We start from the raw sequence: 23,087 nt of genomic DNA, 5'->3' as shown, positions 1-23,087 counted from the left end.
CTGAAAATCGCTTGTGGTAGAAGTGTGAGACCTGAGGTCAAGACAATGCGCAACTTTCTTAATGGCATTCCCGATGAATGGGGCCCCAAGTTCGCTGGGGAATCTGGTGTGGTTACACATACCCAGACCGGTCCAAACGAGATTAGCTTCCGTGCGCCTTGCCATATGGCACTTGTAATGTTATCGCCACAACCGGTTCGGGAGGTCTCCCTTAATACTGATCGCAAATCTGTTTTTCGGGCTCCGGTTGGCGCTATCGAAATAGTACCCGAAAATGCAGAACTATTTGCGCGATGGACAACATCCAAAAAGAATATTCTTGTAGGATTGGGGCCGGATAAACTTAATACTTTAGCTGGGATTGAGTTCGGAGAGGTTTCTTTCGAATTTTGTTCACCTGCATCTGGACAGGTGGATGATAAGGCTCTGCTCTTGGCTAGCCTCATTCAGGACGAACTGACAAAGGGGGAAGAAAGTAACGAAATTTATCTCGATTCCCTGATTACGGTCTTTTCAACCTATCTTTTGCGCAGCTACTCGACGTTGCGAAACCGAGAATTGGTTCTACATAAAGGTGGTCTTTCAGACAGATCGTTACGCGATGTACGCGACTACATTCGCGCTAATATTTCCGATAGGCTGTCTATCGAACGGCTCGCACAAGTTGCTAGACTGTCTCCAAGCCATTTTTTGAGAGCTTTTCGACATACGGTTGGACAGTCGCCCCACCAATACGTCTTGGCTACACGCCTCGAGATGGCAGAAGATTTGATTGTTACGACTGATATGTCGCTCAGCATTATCGCCAAGCTTACGGGGTTTTCCACTCACAGTCATATGTCCGCGTCAATGCGGCGCTATAAATTCACGACTCCGCGTGCTTTACGCCGTTTGGGGTGAATGGCTGAGCGTGTTTGTCTGACCTTTTCGTGGGCAGATCACACCAGGCATCATTTTCGATAGGGTGGGGGGCGTTCGTTTTGCTTGCACGCGGATGAGGTGATGCGCGCAGCAATCAGTGCATCCATTGAACGCATCAGCATGCTGAGCGCTGCGGTCCCATGGGAGGCCCTACGATCTGAACAAACTCGTTTTGAGAGGACGGTGCGCACCCTAAATAAAAAGCGGATTCCAGTTTCTGAATTTTCGTGTTTCTGGGATGTAATGGACAAAGCAGGAGCCATATCGTTCTCGCTTTGGTACCAAATCCGGTAATATATACAGAACATTAGCGTTGCTGCGACCCGCAAGGATCACTTCGCTTCCAAAATGGAAGCGATAACGCTTGGCTATCACTAGCCGCGTGTTAATTACTTGTATCCCGGCACTAGAGATCGGAGATGATATATGGCTGGGCTGCTTATTGGTCAATTCTCGGTCCGTAATTTACGGCCGACGTGCAACTCTAAGATGCTATGTGCAATGGTTTTATTCATTGCTGCCTATCTAGGAGTGGTACTCGTTTCGACTGGTGGGGCGCTTGCGGCAGAAGAACATCCATATAGCGTTGATGCCACCTTGGGTCGCTATGTAAGCCAGTCCGTGCATTTGCCTGCTCCTTCGACAACGAACTGGTATCTCCAAGTTGCGCAAAGCAGCGAGTATCTCCCTGGGGTGGGTTTGCGGTGCGGCGGCAGCGATCCCTATGGTCTTTGCGGGGGCGGCTCCAACATAATGTACATCACCGGTACGCCGACAAAGGCGGGAGTGTATAGATATGTATACGATACAGATAATTTCTTTGGGACAACAATAAAGAAAGCATATATTACGATCCGAGTTCCGCCAGTTTCCGTAACCTCACAGTCGTTGCCGGATGGAAGGGTTGGCTCAGCTTATGTGATGTCAGCGCTAAGTGCGTCCGGCGGTACAGGTCCATATAATTTTTCAGCGACAGGCCTGCCTGCCGGTCTATCAATTTCCGGAGATAAGATTTCTGGTGTACCAACTGTACCAGGAAGCTTCGCTGTATCCGTAACGGCGACAGATGCCAATCATTATTTTAGCTCTGCTAAGACTTATTTGATCACCATTATACCTGCGCCGTCCATCGTGATCAATCCGGTCTCGCTGCCTTCGGGCAAGGTGGGCCTGAGCTATGTCTCGCAGCAATTGAGCGCGACGGGAGGCACTGCCCCGTACTCCTTTAAAACCAGTGGAACACTGCCGCCAGGCCTGACGCTAAATGCATCCACCGGTGTTTTTTCCGGCACGCCGAGCGCTGCCGGAACGTACTCATTCTGGTTAGGTGCGACCGATGCGGAAGGTTTTGGCGGCGAAGCAACCGGTACAAATGGTTGGCGGCAATACACTGTAACTATTGCTGCGAAGCCGGTGATAACCATTTCTCCTGCAAACTTTCCGTCGGGGATGGTCGGGGAAGTCTATGCGGAACAGACACTCACTGCTTCGGGAGGAACAGGGCCATACACATTTACGGTCGCTGGCCTGCCTGCTGGCTTGTCGTTGTCAGGCAACAAGATCTCCGGAACGCCGACGAATGTATTTGATTTTGATTTCACAGTCACAACAACGGACAGTGAAGGCTATAGGGAGTTAAAGACCTATCATATAAAGATACATCAAAAGATAACAATCAGCCCTGACAGCCTGCCTTCTGGCAAGGTTGGCCTTGCTTATGCCGAGCAGACGCTCACGGCATCGGGCGGCACCGGTCCCTACAGTTTCGAGGTGACGGGTCTTCCTGCCGGTCTTGCATTCTCCAATGGCAAGATCAGCGGCACGCCGACTGTGTCCGGCAGCTTCACGGTCAGCGCATCGGTCACCGATGCGGAAGGCTTTGAGGCAAGCAAAGACTATACGGTCAATATTGAGGTAAATCTACCTGAGGCTCAGGCGCATGCAATGAGTGTAGTTGCCGGTACAACCAACTCAGTCGACTTGACAAAGGGTGCCATCGGTGGCCCGATCAGATCTGCAAGGATCATTACTGCACCAGATGCTGCAGCAGGCAATGCCTGGATCGTGCGGGAGGGCAATGGATATATGCTGCACTTTGGGGCATCCGCAACATTTGCCGGTGCAACGCAGCTTGTCTATTCGCTTTCCAACGCTCACGGCACATCAACGCCGGCTATTGTGACAATCAATGTTATTGCGAGGCCAGATCCTTCCAAGGACGAAGAAGTAATCGGTCTGGTGCATGCGCAAACCGAAGCCACTAACCAGCTGGCAAAGACGCAGATAAGAAACTTCAATCAACGTTTGGAACAGTTGCACAACGAAGGCGAATGCCGTGCGAACTCGATCAACGTTCATCTCGGTCTCGAAGGTGCACAGCTTCGTCCAAGTCTCGATGCTCTGGGCAAACTCAGTCCGGATACGGATGCTCGGGAATGCAACGATTTGCAACGAAAGCTCTCAATGTGGACGACAGGAGAAATCAGCGTCGGAGATACTCAGGACAGTTTTGATAACAAACAGAAGCACACAGGTGTGGGGATAAGCGGCGGTATCGACTACCGTTTCTCGCCATCATTTGTTGGCGGTCTTGGCTTCGGATACGGCCGGGATGTTACCGATATTGGCAATCATGGCACACGGAACCGAGCCAGCATGCTTAGCGTAGCAGCCTATGGCAGCTACCATCCGGCTCAGAACATTTTCCTTGATGGTGTAATCGGACACGGCTGGCTGCAATTTGACAGCAGCCGCTATGTCACGGCAACGGGTGAAATGGCGGACGGCGAGCGCGACGGACGTCAGATCTTCGGGTCACTAACAATGGGGTATGAGCACCTCGAGGACCAATGGCTGTTGTCGCCTTATGCGCGTCTCGATGCAGCTCGCACTACTTTAAACAGCTTTAGCGAGACAGGGGGTGGAATTCACAGTCTTACCTTTGGAGAGCAGTCCATCGACTACCTTGCAACCACGCTTGGCGTCCGGGGACAGTATACTATTCCTATGGACTGGGGCGCGCTGAAACCACGCGCTCGTGTTGAGTATACCCACGACTTCTCCGGCACGAGCCAGGCGAGAATTGGCTATGCGGATATGGGCGCGCTATTGCCCTATGTTGTCGAGGCAAAATCCACCTCTCAAGACCTGTTCAGAATTGAAGCCGGGTTTGACGCCGAGATTCATGAGAGCTGGTCAATGGGCTTCGATTACAGCACGGAAATCGCATCGTCCGGCGGCAGTCTCCGCCATGGATTTCGCTGGAAACTCTCAACGCAATTCAGGTGACCGGATAAAGGGTTCATGTTCCATGAGGGGTGGCCGGCTTGCCGGCCACCCCGTTTTCATTAAAGCGCATTTTGTCTTTGCACGTTCTGCCTCGGGCAAATACCGATACTGATGATCCTCCCGTTCTAGTATTCTCGCTGTACTGCAATCTTGAAGTCGAGCTCAGTTGCTCGAATTTGGCGGCTTCTAGCAGTTTGGTTGCGGAACATCATTGGGATGAGGTAGGATGGGCTATTGCTGAAAAATGCGTGGCGTTTCAAAACCATCAACCCTTCCGACCAAAGGACAGGGCCGCTTTCGCGAATATGATCTGGGCTACATCCATATCGACGTCAAACATTTACCGAAGCTGCGGACCGCAGATGGAGAGATACGCAAGCGTTATCTCTACGTAGCAATTGATCGCTGTTCCCGCTTCGTGCATCTGGCTGTTTACGATGCTGAAAATGCAGCCAACGCGGTTGCCTTCCTGAGCCAGACACGAAAAGCATTTCCCTTCCGGATAACGCATGTGCTGACTGATCGCGGATCATGCTTTACAGCTGACAGCTTTGAAGAAGCCTGCGCAAAACTCAAAGTCATCCGCCGCACGACAAAGCCATATACGCCGCAGACTAACGGCATGGTGGAACGCTTTAACGGTCGGGTCGCGAGCGAGGTTCTCGGTATCAATGTCGCCGGCCATGCAGACCTCGAAACACTACTCATCGGCTTCAACCATGCCTATAATCAACGAAGACAGCGGGTTCTTTCAGGAAAGTCGCCCGTCAACAAAGTAAAGCAACATCTTGAGCTGAATGCTCGCCTCGCCAACCCTCTTTACAAACCCGCAATTGACGGCGAACTCATGGCCAAAGTAGATGACGTGCTTTATTATGCCAATGAGGTCTCACAACCAGACAGCTAGTTTCGTTGTATTCACGTATCGTGGATGGCTGACTGACGTAAGCGGACTTGTATTGTTCATTGGTTTCCTGCAGTAGTTCAAGGACCGTGAGACCCGTTACCGCTGGATCATCTGTCAGGTAAAGTATGGATCGTCTTCGTAAAACTGATCGACGGACTATGCGCTTTTATTGGCTAGCATCAGTCATCGTCGTTTTAATTGCATCGGTTGGTGCGGGAACTATGATTCAACGCGATTATAATCGACGAATGAACGTTGCTGCCCAACAAGCGATGTCTCTTGCCCAAGCGCTTGCTGAGCACACTACGCAAGTGTTTACGAAGCTTGAAGTGTTGAGCTGGGCACTCATCGAAGATCAATCGGATCGAATAGTAGATGATAGTTTGCTTTCCGAAGTCATGCGACGGCGTGCCGCCGCTGAGCCAGCGGTTCTGGGTATTGCTATTGTCAGTAAACGGGGTCGCATAGTCGCGAGTGGCTTGGAAAAATATGCGATTAATAGCGACGTTGGCGGCCAAGCTGACTATCTCGTTCTTAGTCGAAACGATGCACCTCCCGTTTACATAAGCAAGCCTTACCGATGGAACACCGGTCTGCCCGCAGCGCCCAGTAAATGGGTAATGAGCTATGCCCGCCGGATAAATGACCAAAGCGGTAACTTTGATGGATACGTCCTGATTATTATAAACGAGGCGTACCTTTATGGCTTTTATAGCCGTTTAGGCGAGCTACCCGATCTGGTCCTAGGGCTAGTTGGAACTGACGGCATCGTACGGGCATCCAATGATGAATCTGCGATTGGACGAGAGATCCCGCGATTCATAGAAGACTATGTGGAGAAGGGAAACGGCATTCAAACAAACGTTGCCGACCAAGCTGGCATTAGGCGGGTCTTCGCGAACTATCAGTCGGCTGTGACGCCGTTAGTTGCTTATGTTGGCTTACCGTCAACACCTCTTTACAGGGCATGGATCGCATCTTCGTCGATAATCGTTAGCGCACTCATTGCTCTTTTTACAGCTCTTGTTGCGCTAGGTTTTGTCCTCAGCAAGTACGTCAAGAATCGGGGCTCTCTTATGTCGGCCGTTCTCGACGCCTTGGATCAGCGACGAGAACGAGAGTTTCTTGAAACAATTGTTAACACTGGCGCTGTGCTTATGATCGTGACGGATTCCATCGGGCAGGTGATCGTCACCAATCACGCAATACGCGCACTTTTCCCCGAACTCAATGACGCTCAAAGCAAAACGGATTTTTTCCCGGATGTGTTGGGGAAGCCGCTTGTTACAGTGCTGGATAATTTACCTTGGCAGGGCGTAAATAACATCGTTCTCAACGACGGGCGCAAACGAGCCCTCTCTTGGTCTGTCTCCCCGATCCTTACACATGATGGAACAATAAAGAATCTCATAGCAGTGGGACTTGATATTACAGAGCGGCGCGAAGCAGAATTGGCGATTTATCAATCAGGTAAATTGATTACTCTCGGAGAGGTTGCAACCGGAATTGCTCATGAGATCAACCAGCCTCTTGCTACACTTTCGATGGCTATTTTTAATCTTCAGACGAGAGACACACAAGGGACACTAGATGAAACGACCATCCGTGAAGGTCTTGCGCTGGCTGCAAGTCAGATTGATCGTGCCGCAAAAATAGTAAGGCATATGCGTGTTTATGGACACCGGAGCGACGGCAAACTTCAGCCGTTGGATCCTGTCGATGCAATAGAAGGTGTGCTAACGATAATCGGCGCACAGATTGAAAAGCAAGGTATCGCCGTCAGACGGCGGTACAATCAAAACGAGTACCTCGTAGCAGCGGAACTTGTTTTGCTTGAACAAATACTTCTCAACTTGATACTAAACGCCCGAGATGCCGTACTGGACAAAACGGGCGACCAGAAAACAACCGATGAATTCATCGAAATAAGCGTCAGTGAGTGGTCGGAAGAGACAATATGTATCAACGTGAAAGATTCAGGTCCCGGAATTTCGGCGGCTATTATTGACCGAGTATTCGAGCCTTTCTTTACAACAAAACAAGTTGGGCAAGGAACTGGTCTGGGGCTTTCTCTCAGTTATGGCATGGCACGAGAGATGGGCGGCCAACTACGAGTACGAAATAGCGAAGCTGGTGCGGAGTTTCGCCTGATACTGAACAGAGCTTCGTGACTTTAGGAGACAGGTTGTGAATATTGAAGCAGGTATTAGTTCCACCATCCTTTTAATCGACGATGAAGAGCCACTACTGGACGTTCTCTCCACAGCTCTGCGCAATGCAGGTTACGATTCTTTACGCGCTTCCAACGCTCACGGTGCATTAAAGCTACTCGAGCGAACCCCGGAAATTGACGTTGTGGTCAGCGATATCCGTATGCCTGGCATGGACGGCATAGAATTAATCCGCACTGTCCGCGAGCGATACCCGGACAGAGTTTGGCTGCAGATTATTTTCATCACCGGTCATGCAACACTGGATGTCTCTATTGAAGCGTTGCGCCTCTCTGCAGCAGATTTTCTTCATAAGCCTGTTCAGGGATTTGAATTTATTACAGCGATAAATACTGCAGCTAAGAAAGCTCAGGAACTGCGTACAGAGTTGAACTGGAGACAAGAAGGGAATGATCGGCTGTCACGACTAATAGAAGAAGTTCAAAAACTTGGAGCCGTGTTAAATCAAGCGTCGCCTGACCTAAATGCTGCGAAACTCTCAGCATCGGTGGCAGATAGCCGTGCCTTTTCCAAACCAAGCGAATTGCCAGACACCGAACGTCTAAAAGAACTGCTACGCATACGAGACGTCCGAGCACAATTTTTCCCAGGTAAGCTGTTTATCGACCCGGCTTGGCATATAATGCTGGAGCTCATGGAGAGTTATTTGGCAGGAACAAATATAACGGCATTTTCACTGTTTGTGGTGTCCGGCGTTCCAACCGCTACTGCTTCCCGCCGACTTGAAGAAATGGAAAGCACGGGTCTTGTCCGACGTTGGGTTGACCCTTCAGATGGTCGACGGCAACTCGTTGCTCTGACCGACGCGGCTGTAGAGTTGATGTATTCTTATCTCACCGCGCTCGATCACCAGATGAGGAAAGTCTGATCAACTTATATGCTTCGTAGTCAATGAGCGCACATACCAAAAAAAGCCGACCTTCGTCTATTTCCGCCGGAATTTATGCTCCCTGTCGAGACAGGTTTTATTGATCCATTGCATTGAGCAGCGAACCAGTTTGGCACACTTTGTGACACTCATTGATTCCGCCACATTGATCGTTGCTTCTTCCGTGCCAGGCTATGCAGTGATGGCAAGGACGGGTCGCGGAATTTTAAAAAGCTATCAATTTTTTCGTCTGGAACATCGGTGAAGGCGGGGTCATTGCCGGGTTTCTTTCACGCTCCCCAATCGACATAGCTGCACGAACTCTCCGAAGCATTAAATTTAAAGCAATTACTATCATTTTGGAAACGATAGTACAGGCAGGAGACCAAATTTCAATTTTCATTCAGGCTGCGGAAGTAACTATGTGATAGCGTCGCTGCATCTGGTTTCAGCTATAGTTTGATTATGGCTTTATTGAGCGCGTACAACAGAGAGGTTCGCATATGGCAAGGCTATTGGGGCCTTCAAGACGTTGGCGCGTAATCGCAGTGGGCATCTTGACAGCGCTTATTGGCGCGGCCCTCCCTATTACTGCAATGACCTGGGTGTCTGCTGAAGCAGCACTTTCTAAGGAACGAACACGGCTTAATGTAACAGCAGATCGAGTTATTGCCCGCGCGATAGCAACCTTCGATGAAGTTCGTATTTCGTTGAGCTATCTACAGGGCACCGCGGTTGTTCCTTGCTCACAGTCTCATATAGCGCTAATGCGCGATCAAACACTGAATACGTTACCGGTCACAGAGATTGGATACTTTGATAAGGACCTTTTGAAATGCTCTTCGTGGGGCAAGGTTGATCCCGAGATCAGAAAAACAAAACCAGATTTCAAAACAATGAGCGGTTTAAGCGTCAGCCTCGGCATCAGACCTAACGCGAGTTTAGGGAGACGTATGATAGCCGTCAGCTTCGGAGATTATAACGCACTCGTCTTGCCGTCCAGTCTTGTCGACGTAGCCGTTGATGACCAAATGGCTGTGTTTTTATCCAGCGGCGACAGGCAAATCATCGCTACGAAAGACGGCTCTCAATTATTCGATACCATCGAGTCTATGGCTGACACTTCTAGACTATTGAACGATTTCTTTCTCCTCGCCATTTCTGAAAAAGAAGGGCTGCGCGCGACAGTAGTGATTCCTCGCTCAACTCTCACCTTGGTCATGTGGAACGAACTAGCGTTCTTTCTTCCTGTTGGTGGCCTCATCGCGCTTGCCTTTGTTGCTGCTATTTATTGGCTTTCAAAGCAACGGTTATCTCCGCACGCCGAGCTCGAGATCGCCGTCAAAAAGCGAGAATTCGTTGTGGAGTATCAACCTATCATTGAACTTAGTACAGGTGTGTGTGTGGGCGCCGAGGCATTGGTAAGATGGAAAATGAGGGATGGGACATTTGTGCGCCCAGATTACTTTATACCGTTAGCGGAAGAAACAGGTCTAATTGCACCGATTACAGACCAGATTATCGATAACATAATTGCTGATCTTGGAACTGCTCTTATCAAAGATCGGACATTGCATATTGCAATCAACGTATCGTCCCGTGATATCGTATCAGGGCGAATTGCTGATCTCCTGGATTGCAAGTTGCGTGGCACAAATATACGCAACGAGCAGATTTGGCTCGAAGCAACAGAAAGGGGATTCCTAGACGTCGCCACGGCGGGAAGAACACTCGAGCGCGTCAGAGAGGCGGGCCATTCAGTCGCGATTGATGACTTCGGTACGGGTTATTCCAATTTGCAATATCTGCAAGGCTTGCCGCTCGACGCCATTAAGATTGATAAGTCTTTCGTTAGCATGATCGGTAAGCAGACGGCGACAAGTTCTGTAGTTGAGCTCATTATAGACCTGACTAAGAAACTCGATCTATTCTCGGTCGCAGAAGGTGTGGAGACCCAGCAGCAGGCAGTATTCCTCAAAGAACGTGGTGTTACATTTGCGCAAGGCTGGCTTTTTGCGAAATCGCTGCCGGCAAAGGATTTCATTTCCTACCAATTACAAAGCAAAGATACCTGCGGGTCGGCCGACGAAATTATTCAGAATCCGAAGAACAGATGGGCATCGTAGTCAAGCTGCCAGCCAAGCGCGTTATTCGGATCGATCTCTGCATTAGACCGGCACTCATAAATAGACGAAATATTTGAATGGATTAGCGATTCAAAGGCCTTGGATTTGGAGGTCTTTGATGTCACGTCGCCGCTATGAACTCACAGATTGGGGTAGTCGATTATTGCACCGCTGTTTCCGAGAAAACCTCGCGGCGTTCCACGGGTTGATGATCGCATGGTTCTCAACGGGATCCTGTGCGCTTCCGCACCGGGTCATCATGGTCCGACATCCCTGAACGCTATTGTATTGCAACGACCTGCTACAACCGTTTCGCTCGCTGGCATCGTACCGGTGTCTGGGCTCGACAGCACCTGTGTTCGCGTTCACCGTAGCGGCCCGATTGCTGCCGCCTGTTGAAGCAAGGCCTCATGATGTAAGGAACGTCTTTAGCGACGTCGCTAATGACGTGTCTTGAGATTGAGGTAGACGATGCTGATGGAGATGCTGGGCCACGAACGCCGACGTCGGTGGCGGGCCGAAGAGAAGCTTGCGATAGTCAATTCGGTTGGGGTTGATGGCGCGACAGTAACAGAAGTTGCGCTACGTCACGATGTATCGCGGCAGCAGATTTATATGTGGCGTAGCGAGTTGAAGAGTAAGGGGCTTCTGCCTCCCTCGCCGGAGCCCTTGTTTCTTCCCGTTGACATGACTGCCGCTCCGCTCGGTTCTGAGGCGAACAGTTCCGTCGATGCTTCATCCTCAATGGTTGAATTGCAATTGCGCTGCGGCCGTCGACTTTGTTTTGGCAGCCAAGTGGAAGGCGCAGTGCTGACGCGGCTCATCCGGGCGGTGGAACAGGCATGATTGGACTGGGCACGGCGTACGGGTTTACCTGGCCAGCGGCGTCACAGATATGAGGAAGGGTATTGAGGGTCTTTCAATGTTGGCGCAGCATGTCTTGCGTCAGAAGCCGACAGGTGGAGCTGTCTTCGCCTTTCGCGGGCGGCGTGGCGATCGGGTGAAGCTCTTTTATTTTGATGGCCAGGGATTTTGCCTTTACTATAAAATCCTGCAGAAAGGCCGTTTCTCCTGGCCGTGGGCGGCCAATTGGACAGCTCGCGGTACCTGATTGAAAGACGGGACATACGCATGCCCCGACTTAAAATTACTGCATTTCTGACTGACCCGGCTCTGGAATATCGTCAGACGTCTGGGGGGCTTCCATGTTGATTTGACCCGGCTCTGGTGGGGCATCAGTAGTTCTTTGCCGTTGGAAAGTTGTTTCGCCTGGCTCAAGGGGAGCATCCCCATTTGGTCGATGCCGGTCATCTGAGCTTTGACATCCTGCAATAATGACAAATAGGATGGATGTCATAGCGAGAAGCAGCTTTTTCATATGCGCGCCTGTTAGTTCGATTTTCTGGTTTCGTTACATCTAGCAACAGAGTTGACTTTCTGCCTCTGCGCTATGTGCCATCATGTTACGGACCGGCCAGAGGAAAGGGCCTTCAGCAGCCGTCCAACGACGACGGACCGAGTTGATTTCAGTTCCCAAACGACAATGACGGTTCCCGGATGCTTAAGCTTGTATTCGGCAACGACCTCGACGTACCGGTTCAAATTGCGGGGCTCAATTATTATATATCGAGAGTGAATTCTATCTAGTTGTCGTCTCCCGGATCATCAACAAGGCAACCAGTTCCGTGACAGCCGATGTAGCCCCCATGGGTATCAAAGTTCGGCTCACCTTCTTTATCGAACTGGGGAGTAGGGTCGATGTCATCTTGCCGATCTGGATTATCGACAGTGCAACCGATACCATGACACCCATTATAGCCGTCATCGTCCCTATAATTAGATGTGGTATGACGATGCTTGTTCTTGCCACTTTCCGCCATCCCTTCAATAAGGGCTCCTATCACCGCTCCGGTAACAACTCCGCCAACATCGTTTCCGCGTTTGTTGTACATCCGCGCACCCGGATCAAATCCGTCACCTCGACCATAATGATAACCGCCAACGTCCGCGAATACGCCAGCACAACCTTCGGCGACCCAAAGATACTTGCTCTTGGGATTGTATCCCCATGTGCGATTCAAGATACATGGACTACCGGATGTCTGATGGACCAGTTGTGGCTTCGAAAGGGGCCCCGCATAACACTCATCATACTGGTAGTTTCGTGAGCGGCATTCCACTGTCGTTTGTGCATGAGCTTGTTGAACAAAGTTGGGAGAAAACTGCAGTCCGATAACTATGATGCTTGATCCAACGATGTACCTGAACACTTTACCTCTCCGCAATCGGTTTATCGCTCCGTCGAGCCCTGCGGATCTCTGTTGTCTATTCCCTCCTAGATAGCTTGAGCAATTTTCAGGAATGTCAGCTGGAGTTCGGATTGTTCTGCTCAATCCAATTCGCTTTGCCCATACTGATTCATATTTTTGGTTCATCATCAAAATCCCGTGGTTTGTGTATAGTGTGACGAACGCATCCCCAGCGCGCCCTGTACCAACCCCACAGCACCTCCCAAAGCCGATACAAAAGATACAAGCCCCTCAGCTCCCCGCAGAGGAACGAGGCTCGTTACAGCCACACACTTTAAAAACCGCCCGGCAATCTTCCACGGTAGATTCTTCAAAGTTCCACGCGGATCGCTACTATAACGGGCCATGTATTCGGTTATATTATGATCCCGACTTCGCCTGAAATGGTAGGAAAACGTAAGACGCGCATGGGGGACCGTCTCGTAAACAATAGCATCAACAGCCCAACCGCTCTTTGCGCCAACCGCCTTTGCCTTAGACCAAAGATGCCAATCTTCGCCGCCCGTCAGCCCAAGATTGGAATCAAATCGCAAACCGGTATTGCGAAAAAACTCAACCCGCCCAATCCAGCTACCGGTGGCGACTTTGATCGTATGACCCCGGCCAGCAGCACATCTGCGCCTCGATCTCTTCTCAGACTTGAATCCTCCATGCCGGATTCCAGACCAAACCAGTTGTTGTTCCAGTGTCAGGCGACCTTCAACGGGTGTAGGGCGCACGGGAGATCCAACAATATCGAGATCACGTCGGTCCCTGGCAGCTAACAGGTTCACAAGCCAATCGCGCTCAACAAACTCATCATCATCGACGAAAACCAAAAAATCAAAATGACGTTCCAATGCATATTCAAGTGCATGGTTTCGGGCCGATGATATGCCTAGAACGGTTTCATTTCGATAGATGATCTGATCGGATGGCATTGCCGTTCGGAAATCTTCTATTTCTTCCATCAGATTTTGGGCAAGATCATTTTCGACAATAAGAAAAGAAATCCGTTCGCCAAGAGGCCGGTGCATGTTCTGGAGTGATTGAAACAGCTTTCTAAGCATTATAGGCCTGTTACGTGTCACAACAGAGATACAAATATGTCGAACCATAAATTTATAAGACCTTTGGAATTTGAAGTTAGGTTGCAACTGATATAAATTAATACAAACTTACTACGTACTTTTGAATAGTATCAATAATAATTTCTTATCTCGAACGGAAAGGTTATCTTACGAACTTTTCCCATATATAAGGATATAACTCTTTCATGATGTGATCGCATCAGTCAAACTTGTTTACAAACCATCCAATCTATAAAAATGATTTAAAGTATCAGCTATAGTTCTATATTTTATAAACATATTTTGACGCTCTTATACACGTCAACAACACAGAATACGATGAATTTTCATAAATTTAGCATTATTCTGATATTTTTTGTGCGAGTATAGCACGTCCGCAGAGTATCCGAGATTGGACACCTCGAAATACCTGGAATCTGCGGAGATCAGTGTAGCGATGGGTTTCTGATGGTTTTGCGAGAGGTCCAGGTCAGATTTTTTGTCGTTACGACCCCTTTGGGGCTTGGCGCTTCATGCAGTTGCGCGTCGACGCTCTTGATAGATATATCGGAGCATGTCGTAAGCGATAGTTGCGATGCCAATTTTCCCCTTGGCTCTGTTAATGCCGATCGTCTTGATGAAGAGCTTCATCTTGTCCTTCTGCCTGGCAAAGACATGCTCGACGGCGGACCTGATTTTTGACCGCCGCCCGTTTGCCCGCGACATAGCTTCCGGCATGGGCTTACCCTTCGGCTTTCGCTGATGAATATCCGACTTCAGGCCGTTCTTTTCCGGCTGTTCCTCGTTGCTCTTTGAGCGGTAGGCACTCTCGACCCAGACTGTAGATGCGGTGTAAGCGTTCGCTGCGTTGCACCTGTTTCTTAGCTCGACTTTGCACATTAAGCAGCGAAGCAAAGTGCCTCTGCCATTCGTTTGATGCGGCCTGGCGGTATTTTAGGTATGTCCGGGTGAAACGCGGACTGTCGATAAATATCCTGGTGCCATAAAACCATACGAACTGCACCGATGGCGTCGGAGAAAGTGCAGCTTGTTTTTTTGTACCAGGCAGCGGTGTACGGAAGACTGTTTTGGCCGAGCAGATCACAAGCCCACAGTGTTACGAGGCTGTAGAGTGCCATCAAAGACGGCGTCGTGCGCAGAATGGCCTTATCGTTCCACTGTCTTTGCGTTTCCACACCAAGATGCGCACGGGTCTCGGCAAAAGTGACCTCGATCTGCCAACGCCGAACGTAGTAGGAGATGATTTCCACAGGATCAAGATCCGTATTCGTACTCATGAAGGCCTGCGGTTCGCGGCGAGATGTTGGATCGCGAACGATGACCCAGCGAATGTGTTTGGGTGGTGTTCCACGTCGATACCAAAGAGCTGTTCCCGACGTGATGTCGAGAACTTTGTTGGTCTGTCTGGCATACCACGACGATACTGCAATCTGCTGCCACGAGGTATTTGTGTCCTTGAGCACAGCTTTTAGTTTTGGCAAGGGTTGCCCCTTTTGCGCGGGTCGTCCGAGCGTGTGTTCATGCCTTTGAGACGGTGCTGCAAAAAGATTAGCATCGAGGCGCAACCGAGTGATGAGCGTAGCCCTGTCTGGAAGTGCTGCGGCCAGTGTATGAACCGCAAAGCTGCTATCGCCGACAAAGATGATCTGGCGACCTGGTAGCCAACGACATATCTGCAGCAGGCCCTGCCTTGCCCAATCGGTCAGCATCTTGTGTCTTCGGAGCATCTTCTGGCTATATCGTTCTGAGGGAGACAGGATTGTCAGCACAGGCATTGCTTTGAGGCATTTGGCCCAGGGGACCGGTGAAAGAACCATAAAACTCAGCCACCGCAATCCACTGGCCTTGACGAAATGACCATGGCTGGAACGTATCGGGTCTCGGTATATACCTCGAGCAGCAATACGCTGACCCCATCGCCGTTCTATTGTATCGTCCATTCCAATGACAACGGGGCCTTCGGGTACAAGCCGTGTCACAACAATGGATAATAAGTGTCTTGCCAACAAGCGTGGGTTCCAGCGAGCCCGATTGAGAAACTGGTGATAAGTGGCAAAGCTGGTCACATCGGCGCGACCCGTAATTCGCAGACACGATGTCACTGTTCGCTTCCCCGGTGCAAGGAGAGCTCCCATGACAAGGACGAGCAGATGACTCCATGTGGGCGCTGTGAACCCGCAACGAAAAGGCTCTAGCCATTGGTGAAGACGATGAGGAACCGCATCCCCGGTCTCATTATTGCATTCATCTGCTTTGGTCATTCAACAGTTCGAATCCGATCAGACGAATGACGCAAGGTCACAAGCTGCGGCGAATTGATTCACCAAAGACGCTCAGTGCGGCACTCAAAATCGATGCCAATTTTGTGCAAAGTCGAGCTTAGCTTGACGTATTAAAGTTCCATATGTGGACGGCTCCAACTTGCAAGTGGTTTTTACAGATATTTTTGATCGGATCGCTTGTTTCCATATGTGCGGCCTTTGTGTGTGGTCGCACATGACCACTGGCCAAGATGGTTTCCGCAACGCGTGTTCCTAACATGGAAACGACCTTAAATGGCCAATGGAACTGACGGATTGTCACGCGTCTTGGATCGATCGATCGCACCATCTGCTTTTCTCTTGCAAGTTCACAGCATCAGCTCAACACGTTAGCATTATCGTGCTCATCGTGATGGCCAATCTCTTACGTTGCAGCATTTTGTCCTTCTGTCCGCCGATACGTTTCGCCGCTCACCATGAGCTTCCAGGCGATACGGGCGATCTTGTTGGCAAACGCCACGGCAACCAGCTTAGGCTTTTTTCGTTGCAGGAGTTCGGTAACCCATCGGGAAGCATACCTGCTTCGGCCTGCTCTGACGTGTTGAAGAAGAGCAGTCGCGCCAATCACCAATACACTCCTCAGCATTTCATCGCCGGCACGGGTGATCACCCCAAGCCTGACCTTGCCTGCGGTCGAATGGTCTTTCGGTGTGAGCCCTATCCAGGCGGCAAAATCTCGTCCACACTTAAACATTCGAGGATCTGGGGCCTTCATCATCAAGAGCGATGCGCCGACGGGTCCGACACCCGGGATTTCTGCAAGGCGCCTGCTGCATTCATCTGAGCAATGCAAAGCAATCAATTTTTCCTCTACGGTCTTCGTTTCGCTAAGCAAGTCACGATACTCAACGCCATGCGCCGTGGAAGGCATGGAAAACCGCGCCTAACAGCCCAATTGCGACCCCTTACGCACAAGCCATATGCGGCCTAACAAAATGCACGTCATGGGCGCAGGCTTTAAACTCGACAGGCTCCGACATTTTTGCTTTGATCACTTGCGGATTTGGGGAAGTTGTAATTGTCGAAAGCCAAAAACTGGATCATGGCGCTGCAGCCATCTTTATCATAATAAAGGTATTTTGGCGAAGGCTCGCCAAAGCCTGCGTTGCCGCCTGCTTCGGTTCCCTCCTCCAATGAAATGCAAAAGCTGTTTGCTGCGGAAGAACAAGGTGTGGCACTTGGCTTTTTGCAAGCGACATCGCCGCGAAACTCAGACGAGCCAGCAAGAGTGGCCGATCAACATCCTTTCGTAGGGAAGTGGCTTTATGCGAGCAGTCGGGTCAACATGAGAGCGGGGCCGTCAACTTCGACAAAAGTCATTACGGCAATAAGCCGGGGAGCCACTGTGAAAATTCTAAACTACAGAAGTGGCTGGTTTAGCGTCTCCTACGCCAATCACGTGGGCTGGGTGTCAGAAAAATATATATCCCAACAGCGCCCCCTCACCGAAACAAGACCGGTGAGGGCACTAAAGATGATAGTGCCAACAGCACCAGCACACAGTGCACCCGTAAGCCGTTCGGGACAACCTGTACGATCTCCCTATGTTGGGACGTGTGACTGCCCATACGATCTGATGCGAAATGGACATCAGTGCGGTGGTCGAAGGGCTTATCGTAAGCCTGGTGGCGGAAATCCAATCTGTTATGATTGATAAGCGTTTATAAATCGGTCATAGAATCTAGCTGTTTGGTTGCAGAACATCATTGGGATGAGGTAGGATGGGCTATTGCTGAAAATGCATGCCAGGCGAGGAGGTCTGGCTCGTCGGCGAACGCCGGTCGACTGGCGAACAAAAATACTATGTGTCCAACTTACCATCCGATACGAGCCTCAAGATACTTGCCGCCACGATTAAGGCCAGATGGATCTGTGAACAGGCACATCAGCAATTGAAGGAAGAGCTCGGTCTCGACCGCTTCGAAGGTCGATCATGGACTGGATTACATAGACACGCCTTGATGACCATGATCGCCTACGCCTTCCTACAATCCCGCCGCCTCAAAGCTGCGGGACGGAAATAGAGTCGGAGGACCACCTCCTCAACCGAGCATGCCAGCTGTTAGGCAAGCGCTGCTGCGAGATCTATTGCTGCGCGGAACACGATCGGGCAGCGATCATAACGGGTGGCAATTCTTCGCCAGTCTTTCAGTCTGCCAAACATGATTTCGATACGATTGCGCCGCTTGTATCGACGTTTGTCATACTTGATATCCTTCTTGCGGTTTTTGCGCCCCGGGATGCGGCTTTATCTCTTTGTCTTTTAACTGTTTTCTGAACCAGTCAGCATCATAGCCTCTGTCAGCAAGAAGCCAGTCGACCTCTGGTAGCGTCGCGATTAAGGCTGCAGCTCCGGTATAGTCGCTGATTTGTCCTGTCGTGATGTGTAACCTGATGGGGCGACCCTGTGCATCGGTGACGGCGTGCAATTTGGTATTCATGCCACCCTTCGCCCGACCGATCAGGCGTCCATCGCCCCCTTTTTTAAGCGTAGGCTTGAAGCCGTACGGTGGGCTTTCAAATAGATCGCATCCATCATCACGGTCCTGCCGACCGACGACTTGGAAGACAGGCCTTCCAATATATGAGCAAATATCCCCTTGTGACACCAACGGTTCCAACGATTATAGAGCGTTTTACAGGACCCGTATTCCCGAGGAGCATCACACCACCGTAACCCATTGCGAAGAATGAAGATAATTCCACTCAAGACACGCCTATCATCAACGCGTGGACGTCCATGGCTCTTGGGAAAAAAGGGACGAAGGCGTGCCATTTGTCCTTCCCTCAGCCAGTAAAGATTACTCATCGATCAGTCTCCTCAAGCGAAACTGAATCAGTTCATAACTCTAAAATCAATGGGTCCTGAGCCTAGCCAATTAATGTAACCTTCTGCATGGATGCATCTCTTGATGTGAGTTCGACAACCCACATCTTAGCACAGTGCGATGCCGGAGTGGAGGATAACATCAGGACATCTGTACCGTTCGCATTCTGTCTTCGTAGGAAGGTCGGAACCACCTAATTGATAGTCCAGGTTCTCGTCCGCCCCAATTCATAGCCCATCCATTGACATTTATAGGTTATCGGGACTAATTATAATATTCCAAGCTATTTCTTGTTAAATGTTTCGAGTATTATTGCAAGCACCTGAACGGCGGCCGACATGACAAACACAGTATTTCAAACACCTCGAAATCCTGCGAACTGGCCCGCCACCTTTCTGATAGCCACCACATTTCGGCTCGCGTCCTACGAATGTCGAACAGTCATTATTTTCGGACTGACGGCTTATGCAAGGAGTTACCTTATCGATGGCGCCAAGAAACTGGGTTATCCGGTCAGATTGCTGCCACGTCCCCTACAGACGTTTATCTCGGCTGGTCCGGATTCGGCGTGGGTACATTAAGCGGCAGTTGGCGTACCGCCTTTGGCCCTGACGACATCTCGAATGATTTGCGGATAGCAAGGTGCTGATATGCCAGTAGTAGTACAATCAATCTGGCTTTCGGGACCGTTGAAGGCAGCGGAAACGCGCGGGACGTATAATGCCATAGTTTCCGTTCTCGGTGATAATTCGCGGCCAATGCCGCGCCGTTGGTTTGGTAAACAACAACCCTGGCTCAACCGGAATTTGCCAGCTCCGGCGCAGAACCACCCCGATATCGCGTTTGGTGAACTCGGCTATGCTGCAGGGGCCTATCACGCCTTTCGTCTTTTCAAAGCGGTTCGTGATACGGGAGAAGTCGCGGACTTCGTCCAGTTCCAAGGTTCACTTCCCAGCCGTGTCTCTGTGGCAAGGAAATCCATGCCAACGGCAATGAATACCGATGAATTGCCCGAGGTAGAAGCCGCATTGCTGCCGGATTTGGGCCGATTCTTTGTTGAAGTTTCATCGAGGGACCTCGCGATCCAGTTGACTGTTACTGTCGAACTCTTAACCTTAGATAAGAGGCTGGTCAGCATACAAAGAGCAATTAGGTTGTGTCGTGCTAGACCTGACGCGGCTTGGTGATGCCGTCCTGATCGAACTGGGTTATCGGTTCGGGTTCGGCAATATTCTTCAAACGCATCTCGTCCATAAGTCGAATGGCGACCGGATATACGCTCTTGCTAACTGCATTCGCGGCAAAGATGGCCGGAGAAGCGACCGGCGACAAACTAGTATCCCGTCCGACTGGCATGATGCTGACAATTTTGTTCCGCTTGCGGCGCTCAGGCGCTTAGCAGGCATGCTGATATTCAACGGTGATGCCCCCTTGATGAAGCCTTCCGGCCCGCATGCAATCGTCTCACGGCCGCATTGCACATCTGCCAGACGTCGGCATTGCCACAGCCGAGGCTCTCGGTCTCCGATCGTCACAGCGAATGCAAGAAATCTTAGCATCATATCGATTACTCCAAGAGGTTTTACCATGAAAAAACTGCGCTTGATTCTAGAAAGTCGTATCGCTTCCGGCAGTGAGACAGCGCTTGCGCACTTTACGCTCGGCAAATTGTGTCTTGATGAAGGTTGCCACGAGACGGCCGCGCATCATCTGAGCCGTGCTGTAGAGTTGGACGCACTCTACTCAGCAGCCTGGAGCTTATTGGGCAAATCGCAGGCAGCGTTAGAACGGCGTGCCGCCGCCAAGGAGGCCTATCAAAGCGGTATATTCGCTGCAGAACAGAAAGGAGAATTGCAGGCGGCGCGTCAGATGCGTGGCTTCATTGCGCGCCTCGAAAAACAATCAGGGGGCAAATCATAGACCGCCCGGTTCTCACAGGATCCGCCGTCACAACCACTGCCCATGATCGGCGCTCTTCTCGTTCTCTTACGCCCACATATGGCAAATGCATGCAGATTATCTCCGACTTTGACCTGACCTCTCACAACACGTTCGGGCTTATCTCAAAAGCGCGTTACGTCGCCAACGTAAGAAAGGTCGATGATCTCGACGAAGTTTCAGCCTTCGCCGCAGCGAAATGTCTGCGGCTGCGTGTCGTCGGTGGTGGAAGCAACGTACTACTGCGTGAACGAATTGAAGGTGTGATTGCCATCATGGCAACTAAAGGTCGGTCGATCATCGCGCAGGAGGACGGGCGGGTCCTTGTCCGTGCCATGGCGGGTGAAGACTGGCAGGATTTTGTCGCATGGACCATTGAGCAGGGACTTGGTGGTCTTGAAAATCTTGCCGGTATCCCTGGGACGGTCGGAGCCGCCCCGGTTCAGAACATAGGTGCTTACGGCCTGGAACTGAGCGACCGTTTCGTCTCACTCACGGCTTACGACGTTTTATACCGAAAATTGGTTACATTCGATCGAGAGGAATGCCGCTTCAGCTACAGGCAATCGGTCTTCAAGACAACGAATAGATACGTCATTGTGGACATTACACTTGCTTTGCCAAGACCGTGGCGTCCTGTTCTCGGTTATAAGGGACTAGAAAGCTCTTTCGCCGACGCCCAAGCAATCATGGCAGAGGTTATCAATATGCGTAGACAAAAATTGCCTGATTTGAAGATACTCGGAAATGCAGGTTCGTTCTTTCACAATCCGGTTGTTTCTCCATCCGTGCTCGACCAAATTGCCAAGGCTCCTCGTTACCACCAAGCTGATGGTACATGCAAACTGTCAGCCGCCTGGCTAATTGAGACCTGTGGGCTAAAAGGCGCGCGAGAGGGTCAAGCCGGTGTTTACGATAATCATGCGCTGATCATCGTAAACCATGGCGGAGCTACGTTTGGGGACGTATCGCGAATTGCCTCACGCGTGATAGAGAGTGTTCGTGCTCGCTTTAACATCAATCTTGCTATGGAGCCCATTATAGTCTGAACATTTAACGTCCAATAGCTATGATTTCTGATAGGGCTATTCGGGCAAGTGATCTTCTCTTTCTAAAGGCTTCAGATGCATTAACTCATCGCCACGGTGCATGCGGATATTGAGGCGAAATGAATTGCCTACCCGCTCCGAACGTTCGATGAATAAAGCCGCGATATCAGGCGGGCACAGATCGCAAGCCGTGAAGCGGAAAAGGGCTAGCCAGCGCCGGAAGTGCGCATCGGTTATTTCGGAAAGCGCCAGATGCTTCGGCATCGGTCGGCCCTTGTAGCGTCCGCTGCCTAGCAACATGGAACTCCAGAAGTCGACAATCGTGTCAAGGTGAGCCTGCCAAAGGTCATCGGCTACGGCACGCCTGAAGACAGGACCGAGGACATCATCTTCCCTGACTAGCGCGTAGAAGTGATTGACAACAGTGTGGATCATAGCCTCGTCAAGAGCATAACGTGCCGGCGATCCTGCAGCGCTAAGCAAGGCCGGTGTTTTAGGCTGAACAGATGTGCTCATACATTAACCTCGCGAATGACATAAGTGCAGCGGCGTGCACCGCTGAGAATGTGCTCTTTGCGCTCGACGTGCACTTTTAGCCCGAGCACGGCCTTAAATACCTGTAGCTCTGCCCGACAGAAACCCTGACAGGCGGTTGCCGCCGCGCAGATTGGACAGTGATTTTCGTTGAGTATGATCGAGCCGTCTTCCACTTCCTCCCAGTCAGCCATGTAGCCTTCGGCCGTCCGGAGTTCGGCAAGCACGGCAACTCGTTCAGAAAGACTGGTGCGCCCTGCCATCGCCGCCACATATGCAGAACGAGTGTCGTCCTCTCTCTTTGTGATGATACTGTTTAACGCGCTTTCGCCAAGACTGTTGCGGATGATGTCGAGCAACTGAACCGTGAGTGCCGCGTGGGTGTCAGGAAAACGCGCCTGCGCAACCGCAGTCAAATCCCAATTCTGCACTGGACGTCCAACTCCCGAAGGTGTGCTGCTGACCGATACAAGCCCCTCGTCGGCTAGTCGAATAAGCTGCTGACGCGCTGCCTCCCCAGACGTGCGAAGGTGCTGGCCGAGCGAAGAGGATGTCTGTGCTCCATGCATCTTGAGCAACATTAGAATCCTGTCAGCAGGGTTGCGTGGTGCCGAAATTGTATTTTCCAAGAATGTGCTTGACATATTCCCCACAATGTTTTTCAAAGAACATACTTGGAAAATAGACGCCACGTGCC

General features: G+C 50.7%; 18 protein-coding genes and 5 pseudogenes. 14 read left to right on the top strand and 9 right to left on the bottom strand.

Features of this window, described 5'->3' with window-relative positions:
* The first annotated feature begins 45 nt into the window (after window positions 1-45).
* From CES85_RS05510 to tnpB, 9 genes and pseudogenes are all read left to right on the top strand, one after another.
* A complete protein-coding gene (locus tag CES85_RS05510; protein ID WP_095444981.1) occupies window positions 46-900 on the top strand; it encodes a helix-turn-helix domain-containing protein in 855 nt (284 codons plus the stop codon).
* Window positions 901-1,422: 522 nt separating this feature from the next.
* A complete protein-coding gene (locus tag CES85_RS05505) occupies window positions 1,423-4,209 on the top strand; it encodes an autotransporter family protein (RefSeq protein ID WP_167388250.1) in 2,787 nt (928 codons plus the stop codon).
* A gap of 259 nt (window positions 4,210-4,468) precedes the next feature.
* Window positions 4,469-5,116: pseudogene (locus CES85_RS05500) on the top strand (DDE-type integrase/transposase/recombinase); the annotation flags it as partial.
* A gap of 125 nt (window positions 5,117-5,241) precedes the next feature.
* Entirely contained in the window at window positions 5,242-7,287 is a 2,046-nt protein-coding gene (locus CES85_RS05495; RefSeq protein WP_095444979.1) for an ATP-binding protein, read from the top strand.
* A 16-nt stretch (window positions 7,288-7,303) separates the two neighbouring features.
* Window positions 7,304-8,215, top strand: a complete 912-nt coding sequence (locus CES85_RS05490) for a response regulator (RefSeq protein WP_095444978.1) — start codon at window positions 7,304-7,306, stop codon at window positions 8,213-8,215.
* 548 nt (window positions 8,216-8,763) lie between these two features.
* The gene (locus tag CES85_RS05485) at window positions 8,764-10,341 is read left to right on the top strand and encodes an EAL domain-containing protein (protein WP_244923240.1); all 1,578 of its coding nucleotides are present in this window, start codon (window positions 8,764-8,766) and stop codon (window positions 10,339-10,341) included.
* A 118-nt stretch (window positions 10,342-10,459) separates the two neighbouring features.
* Window positions 10,460-10,688 (top strand): annotated as a pseudogene (locus tag CES85_RS05480) (transposase); the annotation flags it as partial.
* Window positions 10,689-10,812: 124 nt separating this feature from the next.
* The gene (gene tnpA / locus CES85_RS05475; protein WP_095444977.1) at window positions 10,813-11,187 is read left to right on the top strand and encodes an IS66-like element accessory protein TnpA; all 375 of its coding nucleotides are present in this window, start codon (window positions 10,813-10,815) and stop codon (window positions 11,185-11,187) included.
* 28 nt (window positions 11,188-11,215) lie between these two features.
* Window positions 11,216-11,452: an IS66 family insertion sequence element accessory protein TnpB gene (gene tnpB, locus CES85_RS28235; protein ID WP_350340780.1), complete on the top strand. Its 237-nt coding sequence runs from the start codon at window positions 11,216-11,218 to the stop codon at window positions 11,450-11,452.
* A 36-nt stretch (window positions 11,453-11,488) separates the two neighbouring features.
* On the opposite strand, the gene CES85_RS05465 is transcribed toward tnpB, so the two are convergent.
* From CES85_RS05465 to CES85_RS05440, 5 genes and pseudogenes are all read right to left on the bottom strand, one after another.
* Window positions 11,489-11,719, bottom strand: coding sequence for a hypothetical protein (locus CES85_RS05465; protein WP_095444975.1), 231 nt, complete (start codon window positions 11,717-11,719; stop codon window positions 11,489-11,491).
* A gap of 265 nt (window positions 11,720-11,984) precedes the next feature.
* Complete coding sequence (locus CES85_RS05460) at window positions 11,985-12,776, bottom strand: DUF3011 domain-containing protein (RefSeq protein WP_095444974.1); 792 nt, start codon at window positions 12,774-12,776, stop codon at window positions 11,985-11,987.
* A 2-nt stretch (window positions 12,777-12,778) separates the two neighbouring features.
* Window positions 12,779-13,747, bottom strand: coding sequence for a glycosyltransferase family 2 protein (locus CES85_RS05455; protein WP_095444973.1), 969 nt, complete (start codon window positions 13,745-13,747; stop codon window positions 12,779-12,781).
* Between the two features lie 851 nt (window positions 13,748-14,598).
* Window positions 14,599-15,981, bottom strand: coding sequence for an IS701 family transposase (locus CES85_RS05445; RefSeq protein ID WP_095444972.1), 1,383 nt, complete (start codon window positions 15,979-15,981; stop codon window positions 14,599-14,601).
* A 424-nt stretch (window positions 15,982-16,405) separates the two neighbouring features.
* Window positions 16,406-16,897: pseudogene (locus CES85_RS05440) on the bottom strand (transposase); the annotation flags it as partial.
* A gap of 282 nt (window positions 16,898-17,179) precedes the next feature.
* Between CES85_RS05440 and CES85_RS05435 the strand changes: the two are divergent.
* Together CES85_RS05435 and CES85_RS05430 are read left to right on the top strand one after the other, a co-directional pair.
* Entirely contained in the window at window positions 17,180-17,695 is a 516-nt protein-coding gene (locus CES85_RS05435; protein ID WP_167388275.1) for an SH3 domain-containing protein, read from the top strand.
* Window positions 17,696-17,783: 88 nt separating this feature from the next.
* A pseudogene (locus tag CES85_RS05430) lies at window positions 17,784-18,065 on the top strand (transposase); the annotation flags it as partial.
* A 38-nt stretch (window positions 18,066-18,103) separates the two neighbouring features.
* On the opposite strand, the pseudogene CES85_RS05425 reads toward CES85_RS05430, so the two are convergent.
* Window positions 18,104-18,850: pseudogene (locus tag CES85_RS05425) on the bottom strand (IS5 family transposase).
* A 669-nt stretch (window positions 18,851-19,519) separates the two neighbouring features.
* Between CES85_RS05425 and CES85_RS05420 the strand changes: the two are divergent.
* Window positions 19,520-20,056, top strand: coding sequence for a hypothetical protein (locus tag CES85_RS05420; RefSeq protein ID WP_095444971.1), 537 nt, complete (start codon window positions 19,520-19,522; stop codon window positions 20,054-20,056).
* On the opposite strand, the gene CES85_RS27070 is transcribed toward CES85_RS05420, so the two are convergent.
* Window positions 20,034-20,201, bottom strand: coding sequence for a hypothetical protein (locus CES85_RS27070; protein WP_157743408.1), 168 nt, complete (start codon window positions 20,199-20,201; stop codon window positions 20,034-20,036). The genes CES85_RS05420 and CES85_RS27070 overlap by 23 nt on opposite strands.
* A gap of 255 nt (window positions 20,202-20,456) precedes the next feature.
* Between CES85_RS27070 and CES85_RS05415 the strand changes: the two genes are divergently transcribed.
* Together CES85_RS05415 and murB are read left to right on the top strand one after the other, a co-directional pair.
* A complete protein-coding gene (locus tag CES85_RS05415) occupies window positions 20,457-20,789 on the top strand; it encodes a hypothetical protein (RefSeq protein WP_095444970.1) in 333 nt (110 codons plus the stop codon).
* An 89-nt stretch (window positions 20,790-20,878) separates the two neighbouring features.
* The gene (murB, locus tag CES85_RS05410; RefSeq protein WP_095444969.1) at window positions 20,879-21,856 is read left to right on the top strand and encodes a UDP-N-acetylmuramate dehydrogenase; all 978 of its coding nucleotides are present in this window, start codon (window positions 20,879-20,881) and stop codon (window positions 21,854-21,856) included.
* Window positions 21,857-21,892: 36 nt separating this feature from the next.
* On the opposite strand, the gene CES85_RS05405 is transcribed toward murB, so the two are convergent.
* Both CES85_RS05405 and CES85_RS05400 read right to left on the bottom strand, forming a co-directional pair.
* The gene (locus CES85_RS05405) at window positions 21,893-22,372 is read right to left on the bottom strand and encodes a group III truncated hemoglobin (protein WP_095444968.1); all 480 of its coding nucleotides are present in this window, start codon (window positions 22,370-22,372) and stop codon (window positions 21,893-21,895) included.
* Window positions 22,369-22,971, bottom strand: a complete 603-nt coding sequence (locus CES85_RS05400; protein ID WP_244923155.1) for a helix-turn-helix transcriptional regulator — start codon at window positions 22,969-22,971, stop codon at window positions 22,369-22,371. The genes CES85_RS05405 and CES85_RS05400 overlap by 4 nt, the downstream gene beginning before the upstream one ends.
* Window positions 22,972-23,087 lie beyond the last annotated feature (116 nt).

Origin of the sequence: Ochrobactrum quorumnocens, assembly GCF_002278035.1 — a bacterium.
Lineage (GTDB): Bacteria > Pseudomonadota > Alphaproteobacteria > Rhizobiales > Rhizobiaceae > Brucella > Brucella quorumnocens.
Note: the sequence above shows the minus strand (reverse complement) of the source record. Positions and strands in the feature narration are given on the sequence as shown.

Bases quoted from the DNA above. Each gene is read 5' to 3' on its own strand.
- CES85_RS05445 (WP_095444972.1), bottom strand. From the start codon at position 15,981: ATGACCAAAGCAGATGAATGCAATAATGAGACCGGGGATGCGGTTCCT.
- CES85_RS05415 (WP_095444970.1), top strand. From the start codon at position 20,457: ATGAAAAAACTGCGCTTGATTCTAGAAAGTCGTATCGCTTCCGGCAGT.
- tnpA (WP_095444977.1), top strand. From the start codon at position 10,813: ATGCTGATGGAGATGCTGGGCCACGAACGCCGACGTCGGTGGCGGGCC.
- CES85_RS05465 (WP_095444975.1), bottom strand. From the start codon at position 11,719: ATGAAAAAGCTGCTTCTCGCTATGACATCCATCCTATTTGTCATTATT.
- CES85_RS05405 (WP_095444968.1), bottom strand. From the start codon at position 22,372: ATGAGCACATCTGTTCAGCCTAAAACACCGGCCTTGCTTAGCGCTGCA.
- CES85_RS05495 (WP_095444979.1), top strand. From the start codon at position 5,242: ATGGATCGTCTTCGTAAAACTGATCGACGGACTATGCGCTTTTATTGG.
- CES85_RS05460 (WP_095444974.1), bottom strand. From the start codon at position 12,776: ATGAACCAAAAATATGAATCAGTATGGGCAAAGCGAATTGGATTGAGC.
- CES85_RS05420 (WP_095444971.1), top strand. From the start codon at position 19,520: ATGCCAGTAGTAGTACAATCAATCTGGCTTTCGGGACCGTTGAAGGCA.
- CES85_RS05455 (WP_095444973.1), bottom strand. From the start codon at position 13,747: ATGGTTCGACATATTTGTATCTCTGTTGTGACACGTAACAGGCCTATA.
- CES85_RS05400 (WP_244923155.1), bottom strand. From the start codon at position 22,971: ATGTTGCTCAAGATGCATGGAGCACAGACATCCTCTTCGCTCGGCCAG.
- murB (WP_095444969.1), top strand. From the start codon at position 20,879: ATGCAGATTATCTCCGACTTTGACCTGACCTCTCACAACACGTTCGGG.
- CES85_RS05505 (WP_167388250.1), top strand. From the start codon at position 1,423: ATGGTTTTATTCATTGCTGCCTATCTAGGAGTGGTACTCGTTTCGACT.
- CES85_RS05510 (WP_095444981.1), top strand. From the start codon at position 46: ATGCGCAACTTTCTTAATGGCATTCCCGATGAATGGGGCCCCAAGTTC.
- CES85_RS05435 (WP_167388275.1), top strand. From the start codon at position 17,180: ATGCAAAAGCTGTTTGCTGCGGAAGAACAAGGTGTGGCACTTGGCTTT.